A 20,674-nucleotide genomic window follows, 5' to 3' on the forward strand; every position below is an offset into this window, starting at 1 on the left:
ATATAAAGGGTTTTGTATATGGAACTGCAAACATTTGCGCCCAAGCGCATGCTTGACGCCGTCGCTCGCTGCGGAGCCTGGATAGGCGGTGCCTGCCTGTTGGTTTCCTCTATGCTGATTGTGATTGATCTGGTCATGCGAAAGTGGATAGGATGGTCAATGGGTGGCGCCGATGAAATTGCCGGGTATGTACTGGCAATCGTTAGTGCCTGGGCATTTCCGATCACGCTGCTGCGCCGGTCACATATTCGTGTGGACGTTGTTTATACCCATTTGCCACGCCAGGTACGTATCGGACTCGATCTGTTTGCGTTGTTTTGTCTGGGCGTGTTCGTCGCCGTATTGACGTATCACGCATGGCAAGTACTGGCAGATTCGATTTCTTTCAATGCCGTGTCGAATACACCATTGCAGGTGCCTCAATGGATTCCACAGTCACTATGGTTCGCAGGGTATGTATTTTTCCTGATCACCATTCTGGCGCTGATGTTCTGCGCCGTTTATCTGATTGTAAAGCGCAGACCACGTGAGGTCAGTGCACTGATCGGCATCCATTCTGTAGAAGAAGAAATCAATGAAGAGGTGGTCCTTGAAACGGACCCGTGTCCCACCCATCAGGCTTTGGCCGTCGCGGAGAAATAAGCCATGTTGTCGTTTACCGTTCTTTTCTTGTTAGGGCTGCTCGCGATGAGCGTCACTGCCGCCGCTACGGTCGGGGTGTTGGGCTTAGCACTTTCCGAGTTATTTTCACCACTGCCGCTTAGCAATGCCATCGGTGAGCTAGCCTGGGGTTCGAGCGCCGAATTCCTGCTGGTGGCAATCCCGCTTTACGTACTGATGGGCGAATTGCTTGTTTGCTCAGGCATTGCGGGCCGCATGTACGGAGCCGTATCAAAATGGGTTTCCTGGCTTCCTGGCGGACTCATGAACGCGAATATCGGCGCATCTGCGCTCTTTTCGGCTACCAGCGGATCCAGCGTTGCCACGGCCGCAACCATCTCAACGCTTGCACTGCCGGAACAGCGTAAAGCCGGATACAGCGCGCCGCTTTTTCTCGGATCAATCGCGGCTGGAGGAACGCTGGGAATTCTTATTCCTCCATCAATCAATATGATTGTATTTGCGCTGATCGCTAACGTCTCCGTTCCAAAGCTTTACCTGGCCGCAACGGTACCGGCCCTGATTCTGACGAGCATGTTCGTTCTCGTGATTGTTGGTATTGGCGTGCTGCGACCGGGCGTGACAGGAAAGCCGGTAGAGGTGACGTGGCGCGAACGACTTGAAAGTTTGCCTCACTTGTTACCGCCGCTGGCCATCTTCGTATTGGTAATCGGTGTTATCTATAGCGGCATTGCCACGGCCAGCGAATCGGCTGCGCTGGGCGTTATTGCAGCACTCGGGCTTGCGTGGTCAAAGAAGGCGCTCAACCTGACGACGCTGCGACATGCCTTTGAGTCCACCATGCGCACTACCGGTATGATCATTCTGATCACGCTATCGGCATTCTTCCTCAACTTCGTCCTTTCTTCTATCGGCCTGACAACAGAACTTGTTGATTTCGTCGTGGGACTGCAACTATCTCCCATGGGCACGATGCTGGCGTTGATTGCATTTTATATTCTTCTGGGATGCTTTATGGATACGCTCGCAATGATGGTGATGACTGCGCCTCTGACTGTGCCGATTGTCGTGGCCATGGGTTTCGATCCAATCTGGTTTGGCGTCATGCTTATCCTGCTGTGTGAAATGGGGCAGTTAACACCGCCATTCGGCATCAATCTGTTTGTTGTTCAGAGTATCCGGGCTGAAGGTAAATTTATCGATGTGATTATTGGCGCATTGCCATTTTGCCTGGCGTTGTTGCTTATGCTCGGCTTGCTCTTAGTGTTGCCGCAGATTGCGCTATGGCTTCCGACGCAGTTCTCTGTCTCTTAAGTCACGCTGCAGCCAGGCTGAGCATGGTTACGCCCGCCTGGCTGTCGTGACCGTTATTGCAATTGTACTATTTTGATAAGGCGATATAATATAATGAATACACCTGTTATATCCACCGTTGAACTTCATTGTGAAATTGCAGATGAGGTTTCTTTCGCACCTTTCGGTATGCTGGTGCGACGACCAGAAAAGGTGGCGGCCAATCTGGCCAGCGGTGCCGTCGAGTCGTGGCGCTTACCGTTTACTTCGGGCTCTGACCCGCAAATTATGTTCAATCGGTATCATGACAAGGGACGTGAATTCTCTGTTATGGAAAAACACCTGCACGTGAGCCAATGCTTCTTCCCATTGGGCGGCGTTCCCTACATTATGGTTGTGGGCAAGGGGAGCGACGGGCGACAATCGGTAGCGCCGTCGGATGTCAGGGCTTTCTATATAGAGGGAGACTGCGGCGTTCTCCTGTGGCAGGATGTATGGCATTCGCTCGCTCGATTTCCGGTAGGTGCTGCATATATTGATCTGGCCTTCATTACCGACCACGATACGCAACATGAAATTGAACGGCATCTGGCCGGCGGCCCGCTTCCACAGCAAACTGAGTTCGTCGATTTTGCACATACGCATCAAACCCGGTTTCTTGTACAGGATCCGCAAGGCCGGCAAGGCTGATGGATACTACTGGCTAGCCTTGATAAAAGGATATCAGAACGATGGCGGGCATAATGCCCGCCATTTTGTTGGTCTGTGATTATTTCATTTGTTATTGCATTTGTTGCTGGTGCAAACGGCGTACCTGCTCGTGCCAGTCAGTCTGTGCCTGCCATTGAATGGCCGCATGCAAGACGGCGGCATCCTGTCCGTAGCCTGCTACAAACTGCATCGAGGTTGGACGCTGATCGTGAGTAAAACCATTGGGAACCGCGATGGCGCAACCTTGAATCAGATTGACAAATCGGGTGTAAATGCCCAGGGGCCGCTGGGGATCGAATTGCGTCAGCCGGGTAGCAGGGGTGCTTGTTGTTGGTACAACCAGCATTCCGCCTGCGGGCAGCAGGGATTCAATTTGCTCGCGGTATTGACCTGCGCGATTGAGCAAATTGAAATAGCTGGCAAGATCTGTTCTGCCTGACTGCGTGAGGCTCTCGCGTACAGCATCATCCAGTGGCGCCGCAGGATCATCTACCCATTGTCGATTGTTCAGATATCCTTCTGTTCCGGATAGCCCCGCCCAGACCTGTGACATTTGTGCAAAGCTCACAGGAATGCGAGCGATGCTGACTGGAAAACCAAGTGCCTCGCAACGTGCCTGGCTATCCCGATAGCTGGCCAGCATGTCTGCATCTGCTTCAGGCAAACTGGCATCATCCAGAAAAACCAGTGTCGGCAATGGCTGCGCTGTTGCCTGCTCCAGCCCTTTTTCCAGTACTTGACGCCGCGCCGCTGGCAACATCGCCCGATAGAGCAAACGTACATCGCTTGCGGTACGCGCCATTGGGCCAACCACGTCAAAGCGCTGACTGAGCGCCGCCACACCTTTGGTGCTGACCCACCCCGGGGAACCCTTAAGTCCCGTAATGCCGCACCAGGATGAGGGGATGCGTACCGAACCCCCTGTATCGGTTCCCAACGCGGCCGGCACTAACCCGGCAGCGACTGCACTGGCCGAACCGTTGCTTGAGCCGCCAGAGAAATAGACATCTGATGCGTCAATCGGATTGAGCGGGCGACCCAGAGGACTTACACCCCAGCCGCTCATGGCAAACTCGGTGGTATGGCTTTTGCCGGCGATGACGGCGCCTTCGCCCAGAAGATTGGCGATTACCAAGGCATGCTGTTGCGGTCGCAGATCGACTGCGCGGCAACCAAGACGCGTAGGCATGCCAGCGACATCAATCAGGTCTTTCACGGCAAGAGGTACGCCACTTAACATTGGTACGCTCTGGCTGCGCAGGAGACGTTCCTGAACTGGTTCCTCTGCAAGATGGACGAAAGCGCGTACATTTTCATTACGTTTGCGTATGAATTGCATTCTGTCTCGTATCAATGCGTCCCGCTCAGCGGCCGTTTGCTGCGTTATGCAGTTATCGATCGAATCCAGGAATAAAGCCATTAAAAACTCCTTTGTCGTGGTGTGTTCCAGGGGAATCTGTCCTGCATATCTTTGCCGGACAGACTACGAAAGTGCAGAGTCCGAGGATACAGGGAAACGTCACGGCCGAAGAAAAAAAATTTTTATCAATTAACCGGCTTGGGGTTATCACAAATGCACTGCAGGCAGGGCAGTGTTTGTTGCACAATGACGCGTTAAATGACAAAATCTCCCGTTCAGGCAGTACGATTGTGCCAGGAGAAGCCAAATGACAAAAGATACCCAGTCCAGTCCCAGAAAAAAAGCCCTGTCGGCCCAGGTCGCAGACCAATTGCGCGCGCGCATAGAGCGGGGCGAGTACGCGCCAGGCGATAAACTGCCTACGGAACCCGTGCTTATTGAACAGTTCGGCTACAGTCGAACGGTTATTCGCGAGGCCATCGCCGCCCTGAGGGCCGATCGATTGCTGGAATCGCGGCAGGGCGCGGGCGTATTCGTGCTAGCCCCCCCGGAGCCTTCTGAGCTGACGTTGCTGCTGGCCCCCGCCTCAGACCGAATTTCTGACATTATCGAAGAACTGGAATTGCGCATCGGCATAGAGGTAGAGGCTGCAGGATTGGCAGCCTTACGCCGGTCGCCAGCTCAGGAAGCCGAGATTTTGTACCAAATAGAATGGTTTGCTCAACTCAGCCAGGCAGGCAAACCTACAGATGAAGCCGATTTTTGCTTTCATATGGCCATCGCTGCGGCCACCAACAATGCACGATTCAAGTCGTTCCTTGGGCACATCGGCCGTCGCATGATTCCACGCGTGAAATTACGCAGTATCACCGGAGGTATGGATCTGCCCAGTCGGGATCATACAATCCTGGCGGAACATTCCGCGATCGCGGCCGCCATCAGCGCAGGGGATGCTCAATTGGCGCGCGAAGCAATGCGTACGCATTTGCAAATCGGCCTGCAACGCTACCGATCGATGGCACGTAAGGCGGGTGTCTCGCTTCCTGAGCAAATAACAGACGCAAAAGCCTGATTACGCTTACGCATCACAATTGCGATTGACACTTCTCTAAAGTCATACTATGATTTTGTTTAATTCATAATATTACTTTAGAGGATAATGACGTCTTATGTTTCCGCAAGAAATAAAAAAACGTATCTCAACGGGTTTGCTTTCGTTTCCTGTCACACATTTCAATGAAGATCTCAGCCTGAATCTGGAGAGCTATCAGAGCCATGTCAATTGGTTATCAGGATTTGATGCTGCTGGTTTGTTTGCCGCGGGCGGCACGGGTGAATTATTTTCGCTGACGCCCGCGGAAATCGCCGCTACGACCAAAGCAGCCAAGGAAGCGGCAGGGGAGATGCCGATTATCGCAGGCTGCGGCTACGGCACCGCCCTTGCTCAGGATATTGCACGATTGGCCGAAGAGGCTGGCGCTGATGGTCTGCTGCTCCTTCCGCATTACCTTATGAATGTGCCTCAGGAGGGGATTTTCCAGCACGTGAAAGCCGTCTGCGATTCGACCGGACTGGGCGTCATTGTGTATAACCGAGCCAATTCAGTTGCTACTGCAGACACCATTGCCCGCCTGGCTGACGCGTGTCCAAACCTGATCGGCTTCAAGGATGGGACCGGGAAAACGGATCTGGTACGTCATATTACCGCTAAGCTGGGTGATCGCCTTTGCTATATCGGTGGCATGCCCACCCATGAACTGTTCGCCCAAGGCTTCAACGGCATCGGTCTGACAACGTACTCGTCCGCTGTATTCAATTTTGTGCCCGGTATGGCCTTACGATTCTATAATGCCTTGCGAGCCAACGATAACGCAACCATGAACGAAATACTCGAACGGTTTTTCTTCCCATTTGTGCAGATTCGTGACCGTCAGCCGGGTTATGCCGTTTCGGCAATCAAAGCGGGCGTTGAATTGATCGGGCGCACGCCGGGCGCGGTACGGTGGCCATTGACCAATCTCGAGGCGGCAGAAAAAGAACAGCTCAGACAATTGATCGACAGCGTTAACGACCTGCAGTAGTTTCTGTTTAGAACGGTGATACAACCCAATCCCGGCCGCCTGGTCGGGATAATCTGGAAACCTGTCATGGAGAACAACCACATGATCTTAAATGGTGAAATGCTGATCGGCGCAAGTGCCGTGCGCGGCAACGCTGGCAGTCAGCTCGCATTCAATCCCGCCACCAATACTGATATCCCGCAACCTGTCTTTTACCTTGGTGGTCGCCAGGAGGTTGAGCGCGCAGCGCAATTGGCCGACGAGGCACTCGATGCTTACCGTCATTTGCCGTTAAGCAGCCGTGCGGCCTTCCTGGAATCGATTGCCGACAATATTATGGGCATCGGTGACGTTCTGCTGGAACGGGCGCATGCTGAAACGGGCCTGCCTATAGCACGGCTGCAAGGCGAGCGTGGTCGCACGGTGGGTCAGTTACGCCTGTTTGCCCAAGTGGTGCGTGATGGTCATTTTTTGTCCGCCACGATTGATACAGCGCAACCGGAACGCGAACCGTTGCCACGTGCGGATTTACGGCTTGCCAAAATACCTTTAGGCCCGGTTGCCGTCTTCGGCGCCAGTAATTTTCCGCTCGCGTTTTCTGTCGCGGGTGGCGATACCGCCGCCGCTTTGGCCGCTGGCGCACCGGTCATCGTCAAAGCACATAGTGCCCATTTGGGTACATCAGAACTGGTTGGACGCGCAATACAGAAAGCCGTTAGTGAACACGGACTACCAGAAGGGGTCTTTTCCTTGCTTTTTGGCAGGGGACGTGAAGTAGGGGAGCAGCTTGTCGCTCATCCATTGATCAAAGCAGTGGGATTCACCGGATCCAGACAGGGCGGATTGGCATTAATGCAAATCGCAGCCAATCGTCCTGAACCGATTCCGGTCTATGCCGAAATGAGCAGCATCAATCCGGTCTTTGTCATGCCGGCGGCCTTGAGCCGCCGCGGTGCAGAAATAGCGCGCGGCCTGGCGGATTCACTGACTCTGGGCGCAGGCCAGTTCTGCACAAATCCCGGATTGATCCTGGCGATTGATAGCCCGCAGCTTGAGCCATTCTTACAATCAGTGGCTGATGCTGTGCGTGAAAAGCAAGTGCAAACCATGCTGACAGGACCTATTCACGAAGCCTACGTGGCTGGCAATGCCAGGGTGCAAATGGCCGATGGCGTGCAAACAGTTGGCCTTGGACTGGACGCGGATGACAAGTCAAATGCTGCTCGCGCGGCAGTGTATGCAACCGACGTGTCACGGTTTCTGGAGAACACCGACCTGCATGCTGAAATGTTCGGACCCGCCACTATCATCGTTCGCGCAAAAAATATGGAAGAGCTTGTGCAACTTGCGCAGGCGTTAGAGGGACAACTGACGGCCACCTTGCACATTGAGCCCGACGACTATCCCGCTGTAGCTCGCCTGATGCCGCTGCTTGAGCGTAAAGCAGGCCGCATTCTGGTGAATGGCTTTCCGACGGGGGTTGAAGTTTGCCATGCCATGGTTCACGGCGGACCGTTTCCCGCCAGTTCCAATGCCATGTTTACTTCAGTCGGCGCAAGCGCCATTGACCGTTTCCTGCGTCCCGTGTGTTATCAGGATATGCCAGATGAATTACTTCCTGAGCCGCTGAAACGGAATAATTCCATCGGGATTTTCCGGCTGATCGATGGAGAGTTCCGCAAGGGTTAATACATTCCAGGACCGAGGGCGAATCGACCAGAAGGCATGGCTGGTGGTTGGACCCGGTCCTGTCGATTTTTGCATCACGTATAGCGGCAGGTTGTGAGCCTTTTCTGCCCATCTGATATTCGCATAATATATATTATGTAAAGTTAGTTATTGATCTCGTTTGTGGCGTTTGGGCTGTAATGGATTTCGCTCTCGTGGTGTCATCAAAGAGCTGCTCATCATACTGCTTCGTACGTCGACTTAACCCAGACTCTTTTTGACGGCCTGCATAGAATCACAAATACAAAAATGCTCACCCTACCGTTGCTAAACTCAATGTCGTCACCAACGGTGGTCAGCTATGCTAGCGTGGCTTACGCCAGCGCATTGACAATTGAAGGAGCTGTTGTGCACTACACATTGATCGGCTCAGCAACGCGCAATTGCCCGGATTCTCCTTTACGGCCTGGCTGAAGATTATCTGCCCGGGCCGGTCTGTGCTTTGCCAGCCTGGGCCATATCGTTGATACTCGTCTTGTCAATCATTGAGTCTTCAAATAGCGCTCGGCTATCAGGATAGTTCATTCAAAGTGACTATGGACTTGCCTTGCAACTTATAGGTGGGTTCCGGACAGCAACTTGTGCTATTGGCGTCTCAAACCGACCCCCTGCTCTACTGTCTGCGGTACTGCGAATCCGTGAAGATGATTGAGCCCATGGTAACCCTTACCAGTCGGCTGCTTCTTTTGCAATCATCTCCGAGCACCAGTCAATAAAAGCGCGAATGGCAGGGGAAAGGTGGCGGCTTTGCGGATACAAAACAGATATCGGCTCGGGCGGGGCTTCAATATCCTCCAGAACCCTGACCAGCCGGCCGGCAGCAATATGCTGTCTCACCATGTAACTGGCGACACGAATCAGGCCAAAGCCAGCGGCGCCGGCAGCGACGTAAGCATCAGTGTCGTTGACGCTGACACGGCTCGTTATCGGAATCGTCACCCGTTTTCCCCCTTCGGAAAACGTCCAACTATAGGGACGACCAGATGGTTGCCGACGTATCCCACCGCTATATGGTCCGCCAGCGCAGCTGTGCTGGTGGGTGTTCCGTACTGCCTGATGTAATCCGGTGAGCCGCATACGTACCAGTGAAATCTACCTATGCGCCGACCGACAAGCCGTGATGGCTGCAGCGTCCCGGTCCTGATGACACAATCGATGCCCTGCTGAACAATATCTACAGTGGCATCCGCCAAATGGAAATCGATATCGATTTCGGGATAGCGATCCGTAAAGGCGCTTAAGGCAGGAATGATAAAGTTCTTGGCCAGCGTGGAAGTAGCGCCGACCCTGATAGATCCACGTAGTACGCCTGATTTCTGCGATGCAGCTTCCTCTGTCAGTTGTACATCACGCAAGAGTGTCTTACAGGCATCGTAGTACCGTAAACCCGCATTCGTAACGCTTAACGCGCGCGTTGTCCTGTTCAACAAACGCACGCCTATGTGCGATTCAAGCTCCTTGATCGTGCGGGTAACGGTGGAAGGCAGCACTTGCATCGTGTCGGCCGCTTTCTTGAAGCTACCGGACTCAATAACCCGAACGAAGGTTTCCATCGCCTGGAATCTATCCATGTGACTTAGCTCCGCGGTTTAAACAAAAAACCGTATCGTTGTGAAGACTTGCATTCGCAAGCGGTGTGGATGATTTTTATTATTGCATAAATTCAAATATTAAATTTGACTGTCCGGTCTTTATCACTGCGTTGTTCTGAGGCATGATTCACACTGAGTTCTAGAGAAGCCCATAAAAAATATAGGTTATTGAACAAACCCTGATCGTTAATGGCCGTCATGATGTTATTTAATTCTGAATGCTGGTCACAACGATTATATCGAAATTATTAAGGAATCCAGCAATGAATCAAATTCACTTGAAACAACATCAGAACATGCTCGTACTGGGGGCAGGTCAGCTCGGAATGGCTGTGTTAAGAAAACTTGCGCCCCGCGCCCGGGCTACGAATATAGCAGTCACGGCCTTGATATCTCCAAATACGCTCGATCATCCATCAGAACGCGATGCCGAGGTCCTGGCTGAGCTTCGCCTGCTGGGCGTTCAGATCATTGGATTTGATCTGGCGTCTGACGAGGCCTTGCTTGCAGGCCTTTTCGAGAAGTACGACACGGTCTTGAACTGTTCGGGCTTTGTAGCCGGTCCCGGCACGCAGTTAAAACTCACCAGAGCCGTACTGAAAGCCGGGGTCAGACGTTACTTTCCATGGCAATTCGGCGTGGATTACGACATCGTTGGTCAGGGTAGCGGGCAACCTGTATTTGACGAGCAATATGCGGTTCGCCAATTGTTGCGAGGCCAACAAAACACGGAATGGGTCATCATTTCAACTGGCATGTTTACAAGTTTCCTGTTTGAGCCGGCGTTCGATGTCGTGAACCTGAAGCAGAAAACCATTCACGGCCTGGGTGACTGGCAGACAAAAGTAACCGTCACCACTCCTGAAGATATTGGGCGGCTCACCACAGAAATTCTACTGGCCGAGCCAAGGATTGTGAACGAAGTCGTCTACGTGGCGGGTGACACAATATCTTATGGGCGACTTGCAGAGGTCATTGAACGTGTCACGGGTCAAATCTTTGAAAAAGAAATATGGACGCTGGACAAACTGCGCACAGATCTGGCGAAAACGCCAGATGACGTAATGGCACGCTATCGTGCGGCTTTCGCCTTGGGCGATGGTATGTGGTGGGAAAAATCCGGGACCTTTAATGCTCGAAACGGTTACGAGACGACCGATGTCGAACAATACCTGAAAGCGGAGCTTGGCTTATAACAGAACCGTATTCAAATTAGCTATTGAAATGAGTAGCTAAACGCCAGAGCCTCAGAAAATTAAGTCAAATCGAGATTCGTTTAATTTTCAGATTAACGCCGGGCGCATGGCAACCATTTCTCGTGCTGGCACACGAGGCGCGTGCCCCTACCCTGTAGCTTGGCCAGCTACAGGTCCCCATCTTGTTCGATGGCTAATGTGAGATACAGCAGAGCGGGTTACATTCAGGCGTTCGGCTGCCCTGCCGAAGTGTTCTTCTTCTGCGGCAGCCACCAAATAGCGAATATGTCTTAACTCCATAATTCAGGCACGGTCAAAATGGCACCGTCAAAAAATCTCAGTGAGCAGGTTCAATGCGTATCCAACCCTGCCTCTCTTGCCAGCGCCAGTGACAATTTTTGTTCATCGGCAAGAAATGCATTGTACTGCGCCGATGTGCGTATGTCCGAAGGATGTAAACCAATGTTTTGCAGTCGTTGCCCAAACTCAGGGTCATTTTTTGCAGATTCTAGCGCGGTAGAGAGTCTTTGCGTGATTTCCGTGTTCAGGCCTGCCGGTGCGACCATGCCAAAAACCAGATTGTAGGTGGCATCGGCATAGCCGGATTCTTTAAAGGTCGGTACATCGGGCAATGCCGCTGAGCGCGTATCTGCTGTAATGGCCAGTGCACGCATCTTGCCGCTCTTGATAAGTGCTTCTGTGGATGTAATCGGTCCCATCATGAAATCCACCCGCTTGGAAGTCACATCGGGCACGGCCAGAGAAATACCCTTATACGGCACACCGGTAAGTGTTATTTTGGCCTGTTGAGCAAATAGTTGTGCGGTAATATGGGATGTCGTACCGTAACCGGTAAAGGCATATGTGAGGTTGCCCGGTTTATCCCTTGCGGCCTTAATCAATTCGGGCAATGTTTTATAGGGAGAATCTCCGCTCACCACCAACAAAGAAGGTGCCCGGCCAACCTCGCCAATGCCGGTGAAGTCCTTTAACTGATACCCGGTATCTTTGGTCACCACGGGAATCGTTACGATACTGTTGGCGGTAACCAAAAGCGTGTATCCGTTCGCCGGTGCCCTTGCTACATAACGTGACGCAAGCATTGTGCTCGCACCAGGCATATTCTCCACGACAAAGGATTGTTTCAACTGAACAGAGAGGTACTCCGCATACAATCTTGCGACCTGGTCGGTCATGCCACCAGCCGAGGTAGGTACGATCACACGCACGGGTTTGTCTGGATAGGAATTTGAATCTGCTGTATCGCCTGCAAAAAGCGGCTGGGCATAAAGTGGGAAAGCAATTAGAGCAAGAAAAGCGCGTCTCCTCATTACCGGGTCTCCTTAGGACGGTCGTTCATTAGAATCGTTATCCTGAGTCTACCGATTGATGAGAACCCGCGTCGAGTCGTATTTTGTGCAGGCTATGGTTAGGTTTTCTTTCGCTTCTATTCCCTTCTCTCTTCATGTTCCGTAGATATCGGAGCTGATTACATTGACGTTCAGGCAGATAATTTTTTCACAATATCGATAAACTGGGCCAGCGCCGGCTCAACCTGATCATTGCGCCAACCGATTTGAAAAGATGTTTCGTAGTTAAGGTCGCTTAGTTTGATAACGGACAGATTATGCGGATAGGTGAAATGTGGGCCGATGACCGACAAACCGATTCCTAAACCGACAGAAATCAGATTCAATTGCGAGGCAATCGTGCGTACTTCCTGGGTAATGCGTGGCTCGAAGCCCGCTTCCTTACACAGGGTAAATAAGTGACCATATCCCGGTGAGATACTGGAATTGGGTACAACGACGAACTGTTCGTTGGCCAGCTCTGCTAATGATACTGATTTCCGCTTGGCCAGCGGGTGGTCCTTATAGACCACAACGCCAAGCCCACCCGACTGAATCGAGTAATGATCAAGATGTATATTCCTGACATTTGACTGATTCACATCCTGGCCTTTTACCGATGTGGGCGCTTGCGGGCCGAAATGCATAAATCCGATATGGATGCGCCCGTCGGCAAGTGCTTTTGTCTGCTCAGAGGTCGGCATTTCAATAAATGACAGGGTCACATCGGGATATTGTTCCCGATACTCTTTGACCGCTGCTCGCAGAATCGGGTGATACAGAGATAATGAGCCATATGCAAGTATGAGCGCTCCGCTTTTTCCCTGCCCGATTCTTTGCGTAAGTACCACCGCCTCCTCAAGTTCAATCATGAGGGCTTTCAGCCGGGGAAGAAACGCGGCGCCGGCGGCAGTGAGTTTGATTTTATGGGCATGACGCTCAAATAACTGGACGCCCAGCTCGTCTTCCAGGTTGGCAATGATCTGCGACACGGCAGGACGCGTTACACACAGTCGTTCGGATGCGCGCCCGAAATGTTCTTCCTCGGCAGAGGCAATAAAATATCGAAGGTGTCGTAATTCCATAAGCGATACAGCTCACAAATTAGAAAATATATGTCACTTGACATAGCAATATACATAATCTTTGTCGTGGCGGCGCCAAATTCATTCGTTTGCCGCTAATAAGCCGGTGCTCATCAGTGAGAACGAGCCGCAGCACCATAATCTGCCCGTCAGGGATTACCCTCGTTCCAGTCCGCCGCTGATGTAATCGCATCCGCGCGATCACGCATTGTAGTCAGAGAAACTTACCAAGGTATCTTATAAAGTTAACTTGACCATCTCCGGCGAGGCAATGAAACTATGCAACTACATGAGCTTTGCAAAGAGCCGGACAATTGACCCGGTCGGCAAAATCGTATAACAGAATGCATTCATGCAAGCCCATGTCACTTAACCTAACTGAATAATCTGAAGAAACAGAACCAGGAGACATTTATGAAAAGACGTCGCTTTCTGATCGGCATGGCGAGCGTTGCCGGATCCGCTTTCGGCTTGCCAGTACGTGCTGCGACCGAAACTGGCTACCCCAATAAATTAATAAAAATCGTCGTAGGAAGTGAACCCGGCGCATTGCTGGATATCGCCAGCCGCCTTTATGCCGAAAAGCTTTCCGCACTGTTGAAGCAGCAGGTCGTGGTTGAAAATCTGCCGGGGGCCAGCTCCATGATCGCCACACGAAAAGTAGCCGGTGCACCTCACGATGGTTATCTTCTACTGGCTGCCGCCAATACGGTCGTCACCATGCCGCACTTTGTCAGCAATGCGGGATACAGCATGAAGAATGACCTGATGGGCATCGCTGAAATGGCACGCGCGCCTGGCATTCTGGTGGTGAGCGCACAATCGCCGTATAGATCCCTGGCTGAACTTGTAGCGGCGGCTAAGGCTAAACCCGGTAGCATCACTTTCGGTTCGGGCGGACAAGGGACAACGTCTCATCTGCCTGTTGAAATGTTCATGCAGGAAGCAAAAATCAAATTGACACACGTCCCGTACAAAGGCGTTGCTGCTGCATTGCAGGATGTGATTCCTGGTCGCGTTGATTCCATGCTGGGTACGTCCACCTCCCTTCAGTCGTCCCTGCAGTCGGGGCAGTTACGAGCGCTGGCGATTACTTCGGAACATCGCAATGCTGCCTTCGGCGATATCCCTACGTTCACCGAACTTGGCTATCCGGCAGTGACTTACAACATTTTCGTGGGGCTATTGGCTGCGGCAGGCACGCCTGCTGCTGTTGTCAATACCTTGGGAGATGCGTTGCGACAAGTAAGACATGACCCCGGCGTCGTCGCGCGCCTGAAGTCAATGGGCCAGGAGATTTCGAACCTTGAGGAACCCACTCAATTCAATCGATTTTTACTCGACGAAGAAGAAAAATACGCAACCCTGATAAGGAAAGCGGGATTACAACCCGGCTGAAAGCGCTTGCCGGTATGAAGTGAAGCGAAAGCCAACGATGGTGCCTCCAGGTAGGAAGGCACGACTCAGAACAAGGAAAATCAATGAAACACACGTTGCTTAACAGCGTTCTCGTGCTTGCGCTGGCCGGGTTGCCCGTGTCCGGTGCATTTGCGCAAGGTGCCGAACCGCTTAAACTGGTTGTGCCCTATTCTCCCGGCGGAACGACGGATCATGTTGCCCGCCTTCTGCAGAAACCACTGGGGGATGTGTTGGGACGAACAGTAGTTGTCGAAAACAAACCAGGTGCGGCTGGAACTATTGGCACTGAATATGTCGCTCGTGATACCTCGGACGGAAATACCATTCTGTTCGGCAATCCGGGGCCTAATGCCATTGTGCCGGCATTGCGCAAGACGAGTTACGACCCGATCAATGATCTGAAACCATTGACGACAGTAGCGGTGATGCCGCTGGTGCTGCTTGCTCGTTCCGATCAAAAGTTCAGGACACTTAAAGATTTCTTGCAGTGGGCAAAGGACAACAAGGGCCATTTGAACTACGGTTCTTCCGGCATTGGCTCGCTTGCTCATCTCACAGGAGCGGAATTTTCCAGGCTGGCCGGGCTGGATATGATGCATGTTCCCTATCAGGGGGGATCTCAGGTGTTGCGCGCTATCATTCAAAAAGACGTATACGCGACTTTTGTTACCGGTCTGGAGAGCGCGGGCGCTATGGATACGGGAAAATTCAGTTACCTGGCCGTTGCCTCGCCAAAGCGGGTGCCCTCTTTGCCTGAGGTGCCAGCCATTGCCGAGGAAATACCGGGTTTTGAAAGCTCCATCTGGTTTGCTATTTTTGCATCCCGTCATACGAGTCAGGGCACTGCTGATCAATTGCGATCGGCCATCATCAAAGCGATGCAGACGCCTGAATTCCGACAGTATTTGCAGGAGCGACATTCCGAGGTCGTCAGTAGCACACCTGAGGAGCTTACGGAACGCGTGAAAAAAGATATGGCCCACTGGAAGGATGTTGCAAAAGAAAGCAACATCCCTCTTGAGTGAACCTAAGCTGGACCTGCGTCCATGGCGCACGAATGGGCGCTATGGACGGCGCTTATACAGAAACTTTGTGGTCATTTCCTGAGCCACCATACCATCCTGTTTGATACATTCGCGCAGGAACGTTACCACTCCTCTATCCTTCTTACTTGTTTCCTTTTTTTCCAGCACACGGGAGCGCATACGGATAGTATCTCCGTTCTTCACCGGCGCAATCATACGCCAGCCGTCGTTCTGCAACAACGCAATCAGTGTTCCATCGTTGATACCGCTGGCATATTGTAAACCCGCCATAACTGCGTACACCAGCGGGCCATGTGCAATCGGCTCTCCAAAAGGACCGTCCTTGCAGAACTCCCAATTGGTATGCACTTCGTTAAAGTCGCCGGAAAGGCAGGCGAAATTCACGATATCCGTTGTGGTAATGGTTCGGGCCGGACTCAGAAACTCCTGCCCTACTTCAAAATCCTCGAAATACTTACCACGCGGTTTTACTTGAACAGTCATACTAACCTCCTTGTTTTATATTGTTTAACCTTTTTCACCGGCCAGAATGAGCGTGCAATGCGAAGACAGAATCCCGCCTTCGTTATGCACCAGCGCCACTTCTGCCCCTTCCACTTGTCGGTTGCCCAGGCCGCCACGTAATTGCCGTACTGCTTCGACGATGCCGAATAGCCCGCCAGCGGCCCCGGCATGGGCGTGCGACAGCATGCCGCCATGCGTATTGACCGGCAATGTCCCTCCAATACGTGTATAGCCGTCAGCGAACATCGGACCGGCTTCGCCTGGCTTGCAAAAGCCAAGCTCTTCAAACTCAATCAGCGGCACGATCGTAAAGCAATCATATAGTTCAGCTACATCGATATCCCGGGCGTTCAGGCCAGCCATTTCATATGCAATACGGCCGGATTCGGCCGCGCCAAATTCTGTCAGGCTGGGAGCACACATCAAGTGTTCATGGGTGTGATATTCGCCGATGCCCTGCAGATAAATCGGCCTTCCCGGCACGTCCTTTGCACGCTCGGCACTGGTCACAATAAATGCACCGCCTGCATCGGAAATCAGGCAACAGTCGAGCATACCCAGTGGATCCGCTATCGGCTTGGCGTTGTTCACATCATCCAGCGTAATGCTTTTTTTCATATGTGCATTGGGATGCAGCAGTGCGTGTTCGCGTGTTTGCACGGCCACGTGTGACAACTGGTCACGCGTTGTGCCATATTTATGCATATGACGTTGGGCGATCATGGCGTAGTAGCCGGGAATGGAGCCGCCATACGGTTGCTCGTAATACGGATGACCAACCGCCAGCAGGGTTGAGAGCGTGGCGTCGCGAGACTGGCCGGTGGCACGGTTTTCGCCGGCACATACCAGAATGGTTTCTGCCTGACCAGAGGCAATGGCCTGTGCGGCATGATGGAGCATCACCGCAGGGCTGGCACCGCCGACAACCATCGAGGCGTTATAGCGTGGCTTGATCCCCAGGTATTCGCATAGCACGGAACCCAGCATAAAATAGGGTTCGGTAAAAGAATAGGCGGTAAGCAGACCATCGATATCCGAGATGGTCATGCCGGCATCTTCCAGCGCATATTTGGCTGCCTGAGCGTTCAGCCCCAGGCCGGTCATATGTGGCACTTTGCCGATGTCCGACTCGCCAACGCCAACAATCGCTACCTTATTTTTAAGAGATACGGGTTTTTTCATGACAGTGCTGCCCTTATGATACAGTGCGCTTAAACTGGGGCAGCAGTGCACCATCACCCCGATCTTCGAACATGACCGACACGCGATCACCGATTTTTACTGCCAGCGCATCGTCTCCCACAATGTTCGACATCATACGCACCCCTTCATCCAGCTCTATCAGTGCTACCGCATAGGGCACTTTTGAGGCGAATGCGGGGTCAGAAGCGCGTCGAATGATCGTAAAACTGTGGACCTCGCCCTGACCTTTTGCAACAATCCATTCCAGCTGATCCGACCAGCAATGCGGGCACAGATGGCGAGGCATGAAATGCACCTCACCACACGTTCTGCACTTGCGGATAACCAGACGTCGTTCTCTTGCGGCATCCCAGTAGGCCTGCGAATCTGCATTCACCACCGGTTTTGGAAGTGGATTGGTCAACTGAGTCTCCTCTTTTGGTGTTGTCGAATTCATGCAGCTTCATCCCGATATTGGCGGGTTCGGATCATACGCGTTGAGGTATAGCTCAGCACGATTTCTTCTTTCCAGTTGATCACTTCGTGATCGGTCATGACGACGCCACGATCTGGCTTACTGGTTAGCCGCTTGGACTTGAAGCGCACGCGATTGGCGATGGCATCGCCCACGAATACCGGTTTAAGGAATCGGGGTGTTAGTTCCATCAGAAAAATTCCGCGTCGTGTGGTCAGTCCGGCATGCAGCAACAGCCCTTCGGCCAGACTCAGTACATGCAGCCCCGGCGCCATGCGTCCGCCATACTCCCTGGACGATTTGACATAGTTCATATCCGTATAGGTCGGACTGGTAAATCCATGCAGCTCCACGAAATTGGCAACGCCCTCCTCCGTAACATCACAATAGGCGCTCTGATACGTCCAATCCTCTGCATACTCTTCGAAATACAGGCCTTCTTTCATTTGCCCTTCTCCTTCTCAATCAATACGAACGTGGCAAGCCAAGCACATGCTGACTAACATAATTCAGTACCATGTTGGGTGAGATCGGCGCGATCTGGAAGACCCGTGTATCGCGGAAACGCCGCTCAATGTGATACTCCCGCGCCAGACCGAAGCCGCCATGCGTTTGCATGCATACATTGGCCAGTTCCCAGGATGCATCGGCGGCCAGCATCTTGGCAATATTGGCGTCACCGCCACATGGCTCGTTGCGGTCGAACTTTTCGGCTGCTTTCCAGCGCAGCGCATCGGCGGCTTCCAGATGCGCATAGCCTTTAGCAATAGGAAATTGCACGCCCTGATTCGCGCCAATGGGTTTGCCAAACAGCACACGCTCCTTAGCATAATTGACAGCCTTATCCACAAACCAGCGACCGTCACCAATCGCTTCTGAGGCAATAATGATGCGTTCCGCATTCAGGCCGTCCAGCAAATATCTGAATCCTTTGCCCTCTTCGCCTATCATGGAGGTTTCAGGCACTCGCATATTGTCGTAGAACACTTCGAACGTGTGATGATTGAACATCACATCGATCTTGCGACTACTGTATTGCGTTGGATCAACCTGGCGTTTGTCAACCAGAAAGGCCGAGATACCCTGATGCGGTTTGGCGGGATCTTTCGGTGGACTGGTGCGGGCAAACAGCATGAACGCATCGGTATAATCAAAACGCGAGGTCCACAATTTTTGCCCCTTGATCACCCATTCATTGCCTTCTTTCCATGCTTTAGTCTGCAGTTTGGCGGTATCGGTACCGGCATTGGGCTCAGTAAGAGAAAAAGACTGCAGCCGTACCCGTCCTGCACATACTTCTTCCAGTATCTTGCGTTTTTGTTCATCGGTGCCATGGCGTGCCAGAATACCCATCATGAACATCTGACCATGAATCATGGAACCAACGCCGCCGGACCGGTGCATTTCTTCGACAATGACGCAGGCTTCCTGTAGTCCCAGCCCCATGCCTCCATATTCTTCCGGAATCATGACCGTATGCAGTTTGGCGTCCATCAAGGCCTTAATATAGTCATGGGGATAGCCTTCCTCCTTGTCGAGTTTGGCAAAATACTCGTCGTCAAAGCGATGAGTAACGGCTTGCGTGGCCTGTAAGACTTCTTCACGCGTAACGGCTGAAGCGGTTGATTGGGGTTGGGTTTTAGCGTCCATGTCGATATTTCCAAGGTTAATGGTTTTCAAGCAATGTTGGCCATGGCCATCGGTGTACCGAAGGCACCTGCCTGTTCCAGGCAGGATATGTCGTTGGCCGAAAGATTCAGTTCACGTGCAAGTACGGTGTCACGATGTTCATTCAATAGCGGCACCAGATGGCTACCTTCTGCAGGCGTAAAGCCGCTCGGGTCTACGGGCAGCATCATGGAACCGCCAATGCCGTCGTTCACTTGCCGAAGCGCGCCGCGTGTTTGCAGATACTCATCATTGGTCAACTCCGCCATCGTCAGAATGCTGGCTACCGGCACATCCACAGCATTGAGTTTTGCCACGATGTCGTCCCGGGTAAATTGCCGTGTGAAGGCTTCGGTAATCTGGTGCACGTCGCGTTGATTTTTGGCTCGTTCAATATAGGTTTCGTAGCGGGGATCGGTGCCCAACTCGGGACGCCCCATCGCTTTGCAAAGGCGTTTCCAGAAGTCGTCCCGGTTGACGCCAATATTGACGAATCCGTCAGACGCAGGGAACGCACCATAGGGAACGCCATGGAAATTATTCGAACCGGCAAAGGCGCGTAGTTCGGCGCTTGCAGACTGCTCACGAGCCAGCGCCACGCTGACCATGGGCAGGGAGCACTCAACCATGCTCATATCCAGCACACGGCCTACACCATATTTCTCCTGATTGCGAAGCGCCAGCAAAATAGCCGAGTGCGCTGCCATACCCGCAACGATATCGCCCAGTGCAAAGCCGCACCAAACCGGATTACCATCATGATCTCGGGTCAGACTGGTTGTGCCGGACATGGCCTCGGCCACCATTGCCAGTCCTGCGCGGTCGGTGAATTTACCTGCGTTGTGCAGACCAAAGCCCGAAATGCAGGCAATAATCAGGCGCGGGTATCGCTTGCGCAGTTCATCGGGATGTATTCCCAGGCGCTTAAGCGCGCCGCCGCGCATATTGGTCAGAACCACATCGGCCGTTTCCAGCAGGCGATGCAGCGTCTGGATGCCGCTTTCATTCTTCAGGTCCAGCGATACACTCTGCTTGCCCCGGTTAAGCGAAGCAAAATAGCCGGAGATCACTTGATCACCAACGCGCCGCATGGGCTCGCGATGTCGTGTTAACTCGCCGTCAGGGGGTTCTATCTTGACGACACTGGCACCCTCTTCGGCCAGTAACTGGCCGCAATAGGGCCCGGCGATCAGATGCGATAATTCAATGACTTTGACGCCCTGCAACGGACTGGAAATGAAGTTAGATTCAGACATGGCATACGTGATGTAGTGAACATTGAAGCCAGTTTGATGTTTTGGTGAGCGATTGTCGAGTTGTATTTTTTAGGGGTTTTGGAAAGTATTTCTTACGCTTTCTGGTTCGAGCTGAACTCAAACAACGCC

20 protein-coding genes and 1 pseudogene are annotated in these 20,674 nt (G+C 52.5%); 9 read left to right on the top strand and 12 right to left on the bottom strand.

Annotation, left to right across the window (positions count from 1 at the left end; translation table 11 throughout):
- Window positions 1–18: 18 nt before the first annotated feature.
- From MIM_RS10510 to MIM_RS10520, 3 genes are all read left to right on the top strand, one after another.
- On the top strand, window positions 19–642 hold the full coding sequence (locus MIM_RS10510; protein ID WP_025372717.1) for a TRAP transporter small permease subunit: 624 nt from the start codon (window positions 19–21) through the stop codon (window positions 640–642).
- 3 nt (window positions 643–645) lie between these two features.
- Complete coding sequence (locus MIM_RS10515) at window positions 646–1,935, top strand: TRAP transporter large permease (RefSeq protein WP_025372718.1); 1,290 nt, start codon at window positions 646–648, stop codon at window positions 1,933–1,935.
- A gap of 93 nt (window positions 1,936–2,028) precedes the next feature.
- A complete protein-coding gene (locus tag MIM_RS10520; RefSeq protein ID WP_025372719.1) occupies window positions 2,029–2,604 on the top strand; it encodes an ureidoglycolate lyase in 576 nt (191 codons plus the stop codon).
- Between the two features lie 91 nt (window positions 2,605–2,695).
- On the opposite strand, the gene MIM_RS10525 is transcribed toward MIM_RS10520, so the two are convergent.
- Window positions 2,696–3,964 (bottom strand): amidase, encoded by a 1,269-nt coding sequence (locus MIM_RS10525; protein WP_158318723.1) that lies wholly within the window; start codon window positions 3,962–3,964, stop codon window positions 2,696–2,698.
- Window positions 3,965–4,292: 328 nt separating this feature from the next.
- Between MIM_RS10525 and MIM_RS10530 the strand changes: the two genes are divergently transcribed.
- The 3 genes from MIM_RS10530 to MIM_RS10540 all read left to right on the top strand — a co-directional run bounded on the left by MIM_RS10530 (window position 4,293) and on the right by MIM_RS10540 (window position 7,734).
- Window positions 4,293–5,057 (top strand): FadR/GntR family transcriptional regulator, encoded by a 765-nt coding sequence (locus MIM_RS10530; protein ID WP_025372721.1) that lies wholly within the window; start codon window positions 4,293–4,295, stop codon window positions 5,055–5,057.
- 97 nt (window positions 5,058–5,154) lie between these two features.
- Entirely contained in the window at window positions 5,155–6,066 is a 912-nt protein-coding gene (gene kdgD, locus MIM_RS10535) for a 5-dehydro-4-deoxyglucarate dehydratase (RefSeq protein WP_025372722.1), read from the top strand.
- Window positions 6,067–6,147: 81 nt separating this feature from the next.
- Entirely contained in the window at window positions 6,148–7,734 is a 1,587-nt protein-coding gene (locus MIM_RS10540; protein ID WP_025372723.1) for an aldehyde dehydrogenase (NADP(+)), read from the top strand.
- Window positions 7,735–8,439: 705 nt separating this feature from the next.
- Here MIM_RS10540 and MIM_RS23590 read toward each other — a convergent pair.
- Entirely contained in the window at window positions 8,440–8,712 is a 273-nt protein-coding gene (locus tag MIM_RS23590; protein WP_222836965.1) for a LysR substrate-binding domain-containing protein, read from the bottom strand.
- The gene (locus tag MIM_RS10545) at window positions 8,709–9,344 is read right to left on the bottom strand and encodes a LysR family transcriptional regulator (RefSeq protein ID WP_222836932.1); all 636 of its coding nucleotides are present in this window, start codon (window positions 9,342–9,344) and stop codon (window positions 8,709–8,711) included. Before MIM_RS10545 ends, MIM_RS23590 begins: the two co-directional genes overlap by 4 nt.
- Before the next feature lie 284 nt (window positions 9,345–9,628).
- Between MIM_RS10545 and MIM_RS10550 the strand changes: the two genes are divergently transcribed.
- Window positions 9,629–10,561 (top strand): aromatic alcohol reductase, encoded by a 933-nt coding sequence (locus MIM_RS10550; RefSeq protein WP_025372724.1) that lies wholly within the window; start codon window positions 9,629–9,631, stop codon window positions 10,559–10,561.
- Window positions 10,562–10,762: 201 nt separating this feature from the next.
- Here the strand turns inward: MIM_RS10550 and MIM_RS23500 are convergent.
- The 3 genes and pseudogenes from MIM_RS23500 to MIM_RS10560 all read right to left on the bottom strand — a co-directional run.
- A pseudogene (locus MIM_RS23500) lies at window positions 10,763–10,861 on the bottom strand (LysR family transcriptional regulator); the annotation flags it as partial.
- A 50-nt stretch (window positions 10,862–10,911) separates the two neighbouring features.
- The gene (locus tag MIM_RS10555; RefSeq protein ID WP_025372725.1) at window positions 10,912–11,892 is read right to left on the bottom strand and encodes a Bug family tripartite tricarboxylate transporter substrate binding protein; all 981 of its coding nucleotides are present in this window, start codon (window positions 11,890–11,892) and stop codon (window positions 10,912–10,914) included.
- Window positions 11,893–12,062: 170 nt separating this feature from the next.
- A complete protein-coding gene (locus MIM_RS10560) occupies window positions 12,063–12,995 on the bottom strand; it encodes a LysR family transcriptional regulator (protein ID WP_025372726.1) in 933 nt (310 codons plus the stop codon).
- A 414-nt stretch (window positions 12,996–13,409) separates the two neighbouring features.
- Here MIM_RS10560 and MIM_RS10565 point away from each other — a divergent pair, with 414 nt between their 5' ends.
- Both MIM_RS10565 and MIM_RS10570 read left to right on the top strand, forming a co-directional pair.
- A complete protein-coding gene (locus MIM_RS10565) occupies window positions 13,410–14,393 on the top strand; it encodes a Bug family tripartite tricarboxylate transporter substrate binding protein (protein ID WP_025372727.1) in 984 nt (327 codons plus the stop codon).
- Between the two features lie 83 nt (window positions 14,394–14,476).
- A complete protein-coding gene (locus MIM_RS10570; protein WP_025372728.1) occupies window positions 14,477–15,439 on the top strand; it encodes a Bug family tripartite tricarboxylate transporter substrate binding protein in 963 nt (320 codons plus the stop codon).
- 39 nt (window positions 15,440–15,478) lie between these two features.
- On the opposite strand, the gene MIM_RS10575 is transcribed toward MIM_RS10570, so the two are convergent.
- The 6 genes from MIM_RS10575 to MIM_RS10600 are packed head-to-tail and all read right to left on the bottom strand — an operon-like array spanning window position 15,479 to window position 20,545.
- Window positions 15,479–15,943 (bottom strand): MaoC/PaaZ C-terminal domain-containing protein, encoded by a 465-nt coding sequence (locus MIM_RS10575; protein WP_025372729.1) that lies wholly within the window; start codon window positions 15,941–15,943, stop codon window positions 15,479–15,481.
- A gap of 24 nt (window positions 15,944–15,967) precedes the next feature.
- Window positions 15,968–17,146, bottom strand: coding sequence for a thiolase C-terminal domain-containing protein (locus tag MIM_RS10580; RefSeq protein WP_025372730.1), 1,179 nt, complete (start codon window positions 17,144–17,146; stop codon window positions 15,968–15,970).
- A 13-nt stretch (window positions 17,147–17,159) separates the two neighbouring features.
- Complete coding sequence (locus tag MIM_RS10585) at window positions 17,160–17,570, bottom strand: Zn-ribbon domain-containing OB-fold protein (protein ID WP_025372731.1); 411 nt, start codon at window positions 17,568–17,570, stop codon at window positions 17,160–17,162.
- 29 nt (window positions 17,571–17,599) lie between these two features.
- Complete coding sequence (locus MIM_RS10590; protein ID WP_025372732.1) at window positions 17,600–18,067, bottom strand: MaoC/PaaZ C-terminal domain-containing protein; 468 nt, start codon at window positions 18,065–18,067, stop codon at window positions 17,600–17,602.
- A 19-nt stretch (window positions 18,068–18,086) separates the two neighbouring features.
- Window positions 18,087–19,271 carry an acyl-CoA dehydrogenase family protein gene (locus MIM_RS10595; RefSeq protein WP_025372733.1) on the bottom strand — a complete coding sequence of 395 codons (1,185 nt, stop codon included), beginning with the start codon at window positions 19,269–19,271 and terminating at the stop codon, window positions 18,087–18,089.
- A 26-nt stretch (window positions 19,272–19,297) separates the two neighbouring features.
- A complete protein-coding gene (locus tag MIM_RS10600; protein WP_025372734.1) occupies window positions 19,298–20,545 on the bottom strand; it encodes a CaiB/BaiF CoA transferase family protein in 1,248 nt (415 codons plus the stop codon).
- Window positions 20,546–20,674 lie beyond the last annotated feature (129 nt).

This window comes from Advenella mimigardefordensis DPN7 (genome assembly GCF_000521505.1).
GTDB classification, from domain to species: domain Bacteria; phylum Pseudomonadota; class Gammaproteobacteria; order Burkholderiales; family Burkholderiaceae_B; genus Advenella; species Advenella mimigardefordensis.

Excerpts from the sequence above, each read along its gene's own strand:
- MIM_RS10525 (WP_158318723.1), bottom strand. The coding sequence starts at position 3,964 with ATGCAATTCATACGCAAACGTAATGAAAATGTACGCGCTTTCGTCCAT.
- MIM_RS10565 (WP_025372727.1), top strand. The coding sequence starts at position 13,410 with ATGAAAAGACGTCGCTTTCTGATCGGCATGGCGAGCGTTGCCGGATCC.
- MIM_RS10560 (WP_025372726.1), bottom strand. The coding sequence starts at position 12,995 with ATGGAATTACGACACCTTCGATATTTTATTGCCTCTGCCGAGGAAGAA.
- MIM_RS10590 (WP_025372732.1), bottom strand. The coding sequence starts at position 18,067 with ATGAAAGAAGGCCTGTATTTCGAAGAGTATGCAGAGGATTGGACGTAT.
- MIM_RS10550 (WP_025372724.1), top strand. The coding sequence starts at position 9,629 with ATGAATCAAATTCACTTGAAACAACATCAGAACATGCTCGTACTGGGG.
- kdgD (WP_025372722.1), top strand. The coding sequence starts at position 5,155 with ATGTTTCCGCAAGAAATAAAAAAACGTATCTCAACGGGTTTGCTTTCG.
- MIM_RS10580 (WP_025372730.1), bottom strand. The coding sequence starts at position 17,146 with ATGAAAAAACCCGTATCTCTTAAAAATAAGGTAGCGATTGTTGGCGTT.
- MIM_RS10510 (WP_025372717.1), top strand. The coding sequence starts at position 19 with ATGGAACTGCAAACATTTGCGCCCAAGCGCATGCTTGACGCCGTCGCT.
- MIM_RS10555 (WP_025372725.1), bottom strand. The coding sequence starts at position 11,892 with ATGAGGAGACGCGCTTTTCTTGCTCTAATTGCTTTCCCACTTTATGCC.
- MIM_RS10530 (WP_025372721.1), top strand. The coding sequence starts at position 4,293 with ATGACAAAAGATACCCAGTCCAGTCCCAGAAAAAAAGCCCTGTCGGCC.
- MIM_RS10515 (WP_025372718.1), top strand. The coding sequence starts at position 646 with ATGTTGTCGTTTACCGTTCTTTTCTTGTTAGGGCTGCTCGCGATGAGC.
- MIM_RS10520 (WP_025372719.1), top strand. The coding sequence starts at position 2,029 with ATGAATACACCTGTTATATCCACCGTTGAACTTCATTGTGAAATTGCA.
- MIM_RS10575 (WP_025372729.1), bottom strand. The coding sequence starts at position 15,943 with ATGACTGTTCAAGTAAAACCGCGTGGTAAGTATTTCGAGGATTTTGAA.
- MIM_RS10570 (WP_025372728.1), top strand. The coding sequence starts at position 14,477 with ATGAAACACACGTTGCTTAACAGCGTTCTCGTGCTTGCGCTGGCCGGG.
- MIM_RS10540 (WP_025372723.1), top strand. The coding sequence starts at position 6,148 with ATGATCTTAAATGGTGAAATGCTGATCGGCGCAAGTGCCGTGCGCGGC.
- MIM_RS10600 (WP_025372734.1), bottom strand. The coding sequence starts at position 20,545 with ATGTCTGAATCTAACTTCATTTCCAGTCCGTTGCAGGGCGTCAAAGTC.
- MIM_RS10545 (WP_222836932.1), bottom strand. The coding sequence starts at position 9,344 with ATGGATAGATTCCAGGCGATGGAAACCTTCGTTCGGGTTATTGAGTCC.
- MIM_RS10595 (WP_025372733.1), bottom strand. The coding sequence starts at position 19,271 with ATGGACGCTAAAACCCAACCCCAATCAACCGCTTCAGCCGTTACGCGT.